At 63.4% G+C, this 6,932-nt stretch carries 8 protein-coding genes; 3 read left to right on the top strand and 5 right to left on the bottom strand.

Annotated features, from left to right (window positions below; all coding sequences use genetic code 11):
* Positions 1-40: 40 nt before the first annotated feature.
* The 5 genes from ACLD7X_RS15570 to ACLD7X_RS15550 form a co-directional block, all read right to left on the bottom strand.
* Positions 41-766: an oxygen-binding di-iron domain-containing protein gene (locus ACLD7X_RS15570; RefSeq protein ID WP_411424590.1), complete on the bottom strand. Its 726-nt coding sequence runs from the start codon at positions 764-766 to the stop codon at positions 41-43.
* Positions 767-851: 85 nt separating this feature from the next.
* Positions 852-1,586: an NYN domain-containing protein gene (locus tag ACLD7X_RS15565; protein WP_411424589.1), complete on the bottom strand. Its 735-nt coding sequence runs from the start codon at positions 1,584-1,586 to the stop codon at positions 852-854.
* Positions 1,583-2,956 carry a (Fe-S)-binding protein gene (locus ACLD7X_RS15560; RefSeq protein WP_411424588.1) on the bottom strand — a complete coding sequence of 458 codons (1,374 nt, stop codon included), beginning with the start codon at positions 2,954-2,956 and terminating at the stop codon, positions 1,583-1,585. The genes ACLD7X_RS15565 and ACLD7X_RS15560 overlap by 4 nt, the downstream gene beginning before the upstream one ends.
* A 34-nt stretch (positions 2,957-2,990) precedes the next feature.
* A complete protein-coding gene (locus ACLD7X_RS15555) occupies positions 2,991-3,995 on the bottom strand; it encodes an NAD(P)-dependent alcohol dehydrogenase (RefSeq protein ID WP_411424587.1) in 1,005 nt (334 codons plus the stop codon).
* A gap of 4 nt (positions 3,996-3,999) precedes the next feature.
* The gene (locus ACLD7X_RS15550; RefSeq protein WP_411424586.1) at positions 4,000-4,377 is read right to left on the bottom strand and encodes a nuclear transport factor 2 family protein; all 378 of its coding nucleotides are present in this window, start codon (positions 4,375-4,377) and stop codon (positions 4,000-4,002) included.
* A gap of 658 nt (positions 4,378-5,035) precedes the next feature.
* Here ACLD7X_RS15550 and ACLD7X_RS15545 point away from each other — a divergent pair.
* The 3 genes from ACLD7X_RS15545 to ACLD7X_RS15535 all read left to right on the top strand — a co-directional run.
* Positions 5,036-5,671 (top strand): NADPH-dependent F420 reductase, encoded by a 636-nt coding sequence (locus tag ACLD7X_RS15545; RefSeq protein ID WP_411424585.1) that lies wholly within the window; start codon positions 5,036-5,038, stop codon positions 5,669-5,671.
* A gap of 42 nt (positions 5,672-5,713) precedes the next feature.
* The gene (locus ACLD7X_RS15540) at positions 5,714-6,304 is read left to right on the top strand and encodes a short chain dehydrogenase (RefSeq protein WP_411424584.1); all 591 of its coding nucleotides are present in this window, start codon (positions 5,714-5,716) and stop codon (positions 6,302-6,304) included.
* 268 nt (positions 6,305-6,572) lie between these two features.
* A partial coding sequence (locus ACLD7X_RS15535) for a hypothetical protein (RefSeq protein ID WP_411424583.1) occupies positions 6,573-6,932 on the top strand: 360 nt, incomplete at its 3' end.

Below are 6,932 nucleotides of genomic sequence, written 5' to 3'. Positions count from 1 at the left end.
GCCACGCCGAGCCCTGCTGCGCCGGCTGCAAAATGTGAAGTCAAGGCTGGGCGAAGACGCTCTGAATGGCCCCTGCCAGGTCCTTCAGCATCTTTCCGCTCGCGCCTGAGTGGGAAGAGCCATGCATGAGGGCCAATGTCTGAGGCTGAAGCTCTGATAGTCCAGTCAGGAGTGTGTCTGTCTGTGGGGTGTAGGGCATGTAGAAGGCCAGCGGACCCTGCTGCATCTGCCGCATCGCCGCAAGCGATGGTTCGATCAGGTCGTCAGAGGTGACAGCGGGGGCATCGCCGAAATGATGGAAGAGATCGGAGCAGAACAGGGTTTTCTCGGTCTCCTCAAACAACAGGCCTGCGTCCCAGCCATGGGGCAGGTGGGGCGTGGGATGAAGGCGAAAACGATATTTCCCTGTGGACAGCACATCGTTAGGCATCATGCCCCGGGCTGGTTTGATGGCGTAGTCGTCGACGCTGACCACTTTCCCAGCGAAAGTACAGACTGGCTCAGCATCTGGCGCCGATTCCAGCCAGTGATTCAGGCCTCCAACTTCGTCGGATTCAAAATGGCTCCATGCCACATAGCGAAGCCTGGCCGGATCAATCAAGCTGGACACGGCCTCCCTGAGCATGGGAAACATCCCCTTCATGCCCGCGTGAAACAACAAGGGCTGCTCGTCGCGAACCAGAAAGTGGTTGAATTGCATGTCGAGATCTGGCGCATAGATTGATAGGCGGAATGTATCTGGCGCGATTTCGGTGATGTTGGTCATTTCGGATGGGCCTCTGGGTTGAAAACGATGACATGTCGCCACTGGGGCCTGTGCGCGTCGATCGCCGGCTCACCTGCTCGTGGGCTCACCCCCCGCGCAGTCGCACTGAAAGATGCATCTGGGAGCTGCCTGGACTGATCGGCACTTCCTGCACGGTGAGGTAGTTCTGCGCCTTCACCAGTTCGCTCAGTTTGCGGAAGCCATAGTTGCGGGCATCGAAGGACGGGTCGTTCTTCTGCAGCAGGCTGCCCACCATCCCCAGCGGTGCCCAGCCGTCGTCCTGGGTCACGGCCGTGATCGCTTCGCACAGGAAGGGTTTGAGCGGCGGCGCGTCACTGTCGCCCTGGCGGCCGCCGCCGCCGGAGCCGGAGCTGCCGCCGGAGCGCTTGAGGATGTCGGTGTAGAGAAAGCGGTCGCAGGCGGCCACGAACGCCTTCGGGGTCTTGCGCTCCCCGAAGCCGATCACCAGCAGCCCCTCCTCGCGGATGCGGGTGGCCAGCCTGGTGAAATCGCTGTCGGATGACACCAGGCAGAAGCCATCCACCCGGCCGCCGTGCAGCAGATCCATCGCATCGATGATCAGGGCCGAATCGGTGGCGTTCTTGCCGCTGGTGTAGCTGAACTGCTGCACCGGCTGGATGGCGTGCACGTTGAGCACCTCCTTCCAGCTGCTCAGCTGGGGCGTGGTCCAGTCGCCATAGGCCCGTTTCACCGTGGCGGTGCCCACCTGCGAGACCTCCGCCAGCAGATCGCTGATCACCGCCGCCTGGGCGTTGTCGGAATCGATCAGCACCGCCAGGTTCGGGGCTTCGCGGCTCATGCCTCCACCCCGGCGCGCCAGCTCTGGTCCAGCAGCTGGATCGGGTGCTGCACCGGCAGCGCGGCGGCCGCTTCACCATCGAGGTGGCGGCGCAGCTGCATCGTGCAGCCGATGTTGGCGCTGCTCACCAGCTCCGCGCCGGTGGCGGCCAGGTCGGCCGCCTTGATTCGCCCCAGCTCAGCCGCCTCCTGGGGCTGCACCAGGTTGTAGATGCCGGCGCTGCCGCAGCACACGCCCGCCTCCATCGGCTCCGCCAGGCGCAGGTGGGGGATGGCCCGCAGCAGCTGTCGGGGCTGGGCCTCGATGCCCTGGCCGTGGAGCATGTGGCAGGCGTCGTGGAACGCCACCGTGAGCGGCCGCTCCGCGCTGGCCTGGGTGCCATCGGGGTGGGGCAGCGGCTGCAGGCGCTGACGGAATTCCTGGCTCAGCCCCAGCCGGGCCAGGAATTCATGGATGTCGGCCACCGGCGCCGGGAAATCGCCGCTGGCCAGGCGGTCGTAGGCCTTCATCGTGTGGCCGCAGCCCGAGGCCGCCACCAGCACCGCCTCGAGCGGTTCGGCGCCGCCCGGCCGGCCCGGCCCCAGCACCGCCTCGAAGCTCGCCACCAGCGCATCGGCCAGGGCCCGGGTGTGGGCCTCTTCGCCCTGGTGGTGGGTCACGGCGCCGCAGCAGCCCTGCTCCGGCGGGATCACCACTTCAATGCCGTTGGCGCTCAGCACCCGCACCGCCGCCGCGTTCACCTGGGGATCGAACAGCCGCTGCACGCAGCCCAGCACCAGCCCCACCCGGGCCCGGCGCTCCCCCCGGGCCGGCACCACCACGGGGAAGCCGTCGCGGAACGTCTCGGGGGCCAGGGGGGGCAGGAGTCGCTCCATCGCCTCCAGCTGCGGCCCCAGCAGGCGGGTGAGGCCACTGCGCCGCGCCAGACCCTGCAGCGGCGTGCCGGCGTAGGCCCGCAGCGGCGCGAGGGCGATCCGCAGGCGGCGGGGGTAGGGCAGCAGCGCGAACAGCAGCCGGCGGAAGGCCTGGGCGGCCGGACTGCGCAACTCGGGCGCGTTGAGCTTCGGGCGGGTGGCCTCGATCAGCTGGTCGTAGCGCACCCCCGAGGGGCAGGCCGTCACGCAGGCCAGGCAGCCCAGGCAGCTGTCGAAGTGCCGGGCCACGGTGGCATCGAGCGCCAGCTCACCCGCTTCGATCGCCTTGAGGGCGTGAATGCGGCCGCGGGGCGAATCCATCTCCGTGCCCAGCACCCGGTAGCTGGCGCAGCTGGGCAGGCAGAAGCCGCAGTGCACGCAGGGGTCGGTGAGGGGCGCCTGCAGTGCGGCCCCGGGCGCCGCAGCCGCGGAGGTTCGGACGGGCGTGGTCTCCATGGCCTGAGTCTGCACCGCTCCACTCCTCGGTGACTCAGGCCGGCCCCTGCAGGACAAACCGGTACCGCACATCCCCGTGACGGAGGCGATCGATCGCGGTGTTGATCTCGGCCATCGGCAGCACCTCCACCAGCGCTTCGATCTCATGCCGCGCGCAGAATTCCAGAAACAGGGAGGTTGCTGCCGGGGTGGAGGTGAGCGAGGAGCGGAAGGAGAGGTTGCCCTTCACAAAGGGCAGGACTTTCAGCGGAATGGGGGAAGGACAGAGCCCCAGCTGGTGCAGGCAGCCCTGGGGGGCAAGTGCTCCCACCACCGCATCCCAGTCGAGGGCATGGTCACTGGTGTTGAGGATCAGGTCGTAGGAACCTGCCTGCTGAGCAAGCTCCGGCAGCAGCACCACGTGATGGGCCCCCAGGCCGCGGATCTCGTCGGATTTGGCCGCGTTCGTGGTGATGCCGGTCACCTCACAGCCCCAGGCTCTGGCCAGCTGAACGGCGAGATGGCCCAGCCCGCCCACACCGATCACGGCAACGCTGGCGGTGGGGGAAATGCCGGCACTGAACAGGGGTTCGAACACCGTGATCCCGGCACAGAAGAGGGGGCCCGCACTGGCGGGATCCAGGGCCTTCGGGATCGGGATCACCCAGTCCTGGTGCGCTTTGACATGACTGGCAAAGCCACCGGGTCGGCCGACCACGGTCATCTCCAGGTTGTCGCAGAGGGTCTGCCTTCCCGACAGGCAGTAACGGCAGTGCCGGCAGGTGCCGGCGACGAAACCGAGGCCCCGCACACTGCCGATCAGGGCTGAATCCACCCCATCGCCCACCTCCACGACCCTGCCGATCACCTCATGCCCGGCCACGGCAGGTGGTGCATCGCTGGGGCGCACTTCGTCGATGTGCAGGAGGTCGCTGTGGCAGAGACCGCAATACAGCACCTCCAGCAGCACCTCGTCGGGGCCTGGAGGAGCCAGTTCGATCGGCAGACGGCGCAGTGGACCGCTGGCTTCCGTGTTGCCCCAGGCAAAGGTCGTGGCCATCGAATCAGAGGGCTCCGAGATAAGACTGCGCAACGATGCAATCGTTTTCAATCACAAAGGTATCCACGCCCTGCACGATCCGCCCGCTGCCGCTGGAGGCGGTCCAGGTCATCAAGGCGAAGCGACCCGCCACCGTGAGGCTGCTCCCCTGGGGAACGAAGCCCTCGAAGTTGGCCAGAACGTCCTGGAACATGCCACGAATCGCTTCCAGCCCCCGGTAAACGCGGTCCGGTCGGATCACCACGGCATCTTCCCCGTAGTTGGCGAGGATGGCCTCGAGATCACCACGGGCGAACGCGGCACCATTGCGGGCCAGCACCGCCCGGGTCTGGGCCTCCTGCGCCTGGAAGTCCGTCTCGGCAGGATGGATGACATCGTCCATGGGTGTCGGGCCGGGGCGTGGCGGGACAGGGTGCTTCCCACCCTAGGGAGGCTCCACCAGCCCGGGCCATTCGATGTGATGGGGTCCGCCACTTGAAGACCCCCGCGACCTATCGAAGGCTCCACTCCTCTGTGCGGCCCGAGGTGATCTTGCCGGCGGGCCAGGAGTCTGAGTTCCTCTCAATGCCAGATTTTATGCCACTGCAGAAGCCATGTTCTATCGCCAGCCGGGTGGCTACAACAAAGGATTGACGGCTTTTGTGAAGACCGCGCAATAATTTTTGGAGTATGCCGATCTTTTGGGCAAGCCCTTGTTGCTCAGAGCTTCTCTAGCCCAATGCCTTCAGATGACAGCTGATCTCTCCTCACCGCGATACCTCTCCTCCGCAGACCGTCATCCGGTCGGGGATCCCTTTCTGCTTGCGCCGACGACCCTGATTGAACGAGCTGGATCAGGTAAGGGACCGGATCTGATCTCCCACGTCCATCCTGAGCCCCTTCGCTCCTTGGCATGGTCAGCGGAGGTGGGCTGGGGGGAATCTGAAGTGGGGATGCTTAGGGTTGCCCCCCTCAACGATCTCTGTGCATGGGTTGACCGAAGCCTGCAGATGACTGAAGGTAGTGACATACCTTCTCCGATCAACCAGGCAGTACAGACCATGAACATTGCCATCGTGGGTTCAGGGAATATTGGAGGGGCTCTAGGTCTCCATTGGGCCAAGGCAGGCCATCAGGTGATGTTTAGCGGCTCCCGCAACCCGCAGAAGCTGGATGCCCTCGTTCAGAAGGCAGGTGCGAAGGGGAGTGCGGGCTCAGCTGCTGAGGCCTGCCAGTTTGCCGATGTGGTGCTGCTTGCGGTTCCCTGGCCAGAAGTCGAGCGCGTTCTAGCAGAGCTTGAACAGACTCTTCACGGCAAGATCCTGATTGATGCCACCAATCCCTTGACCACAGACTTTATTGACCTGGCGATCGGCTTTTCCGACTCCGGGGGAGAAGTGATTGCCCGCAGACTTCCTGAGGCCCATGTTGTCAAGGCATTCAACTCTGTGGGCGCCAACATCATTCAGGCAGAGTCGAAGATGTTTGGGGGGATTGTTCCTACACTCTTCTACTGCGGCAATGATGTCGCAGCCAAGCAGGTTGTGGCCGGACTGATCGCTGACAGTGGCTTTGATCCCGTTGATGTAGGGCCGATTCGTAGTTCCCGATTCCTTGAGCCCCTGGAGCAGCTCTGGGTGGAAGTCATCAAGTCGGGGATCCAGGAAGAGTTCATCATCTCCTTGCTGCGTCGATGAGGATTGTGGCCAATTACAACGTCAATCCATTATTCAGGGTTCATGCGTATTCTGCTTGTTGGTGCAACGGGAACGATCGGCAAAGCCATTCTGGATGTGCTGCAGGATCGGCATGAAGTTGTGGCGGTCAGCCGCTCATCCGCCCCCCTCCATGTCGATCTGGGTGATCCAGCATCCATTCGATCTCTGTTCAATCAGCTTGGAACGCTGGATGCGGTTGTTGGTGCGGCGGGTGCTGCACGCTTCAAGCCCTTCCCCCTGCTGAAGGACGAAGACTATGCATTCTCACTCCAAAACAAGCTGATGGGACAGGTCAACCTGATCCGTTACGGGATACCAGCCTTGAGCGATGCGGGCTCCATCACAGTCACCACGGGTCTGTTGGCTCAGCAGCCCATGGTGGGCAGTGCGGCCGTGAGTCTGGTGAATGCGGCCTTGGAAGGTTTCGTACGTGCTGCTGCTTTGGAAGCGCCACGAGGCATCCGGATCAATGCGGTGTCCCCTCCCTGGGTCCGGGTGGCGGACCAGAGTCCAGGGGCGCCTGGGATGGCAGGGCTTTCGGCGCATCAGGTTGCCCTGGCCTATCGGGTCCTTCTGGAGGGCGATCAGACGGGCCAGGTCGTCACGCCATGAGACTGCAGCACTGGGGGCCCGATTCCATTGGCCGCCGCAGGCAACATGGCCAACTGCCTCGAGCCTGCAATGCCGAGGTTGCTCCAGCTGATCCTCGAAATGCCTGTAAATTTCCTTGTGTTGACCGGGCAGGACCTTGTAGGGCTTCTTATATCTTTGCTTTGGCCGGATCTCCTGATGAAGTTCTGGCTCCCCTCTGGCTCCCCTCTGGCTCCCCTCTGGCTTCGTGATCCTGGCATGGCCAGGCGTGACCGACGCGACTTAGCCCATGACCGAAAATGATCTGATTGATGCAATCTTTGCCATTTACGATCGCTACTGGAATATCATTCAGTGGTGGGGAAGCGTTTCCTTTGGATTGATCGCTGTTGCTCACTTTGCCGCCGAAAAGCTGAACGTCTATCTGCTGCTGCTGCTTGTGATGCTCTACAGCCTCTTCACGGGCTGGGTGGCGTTGGACTACTTCTTTAATGTTCAGATACTGTCGGGATTTAATGCGGACTTGGCCGAGTTTGGCGGCTTGGCCCATCATGGCAGCAGGGCACTCCTTGAGAGCAAAACCGTCTACAAGGGCGTTGCATTGCAGAACATTGCTGTCGCGATAACCTTCTGTGGGAGCATCTCTTAT

The organism is Aphanothece microscopica RSMan92 (assembly GCF_046613545.2).
In the GTDB taxonomy this organism is placed as follows: Bacteria; Cyanobacteriota; Cyanobacteriia; order PCC-6307; family Cyanobiaceae; genus NIES-981.
This window is presented reverse-complemented; position numbering and strand designations above follow the sequence as displayed.

Bases quoted from the DNA above. Each gene is read 5' to 3' on its own strand.
- ACLD7X_RS15560 (WP_411424588.1), bottom strand. From the start codon at position 2,956: ATGGAGACCACGCCCGTCCGAACCTCCGCGGCTGCGGCGCCCGGGGCC.
- ACLD7X_RS15570 (WP_411424590.1), bottom strand. From the start codon at position 766: ATGACCAACATCACCGAAATCGCGCCAGATACATTCCGCCTATCAATC.
- ACLD7X_RS15565 (WP_411424589.1), bottom strand. From the start codon at position 1,586: ATGAGCCGCGAAGCCCCGAACCTGGCGGTGCTGATCGATTCCGACAAC.
- ACLD7X_RS15540 (WP_411424584.1), top strand. From the start codon at position 5,714: ATGCGTATTCTGCTTGTTGGTGCAACGGGAACGATCGGCAAAGCCATT.
- ACLD7X_RS15545 (WP_411424585.1), top strand. From the start codon at position 5,036: ATGAACATTGCCATCGTGGGTTCAGGGAATATTGGAGGGGCTCTAGGT.
- ACLD7X_RS15555 (WP_411424587.1), bottom strand. From the start codon at position 3,995: ATGGCCACGACCTTTGCCTGGGGCAACACGGAAGCCAGCGGTCCACTG.
- ACLD7X_RS15550 (WP_411424586.1), bottom strand. From the start codon at position 4,377: ATGGACGATGTCATCCATCCTGCCGAGACGGACTTCCAGGCGCAGGAG.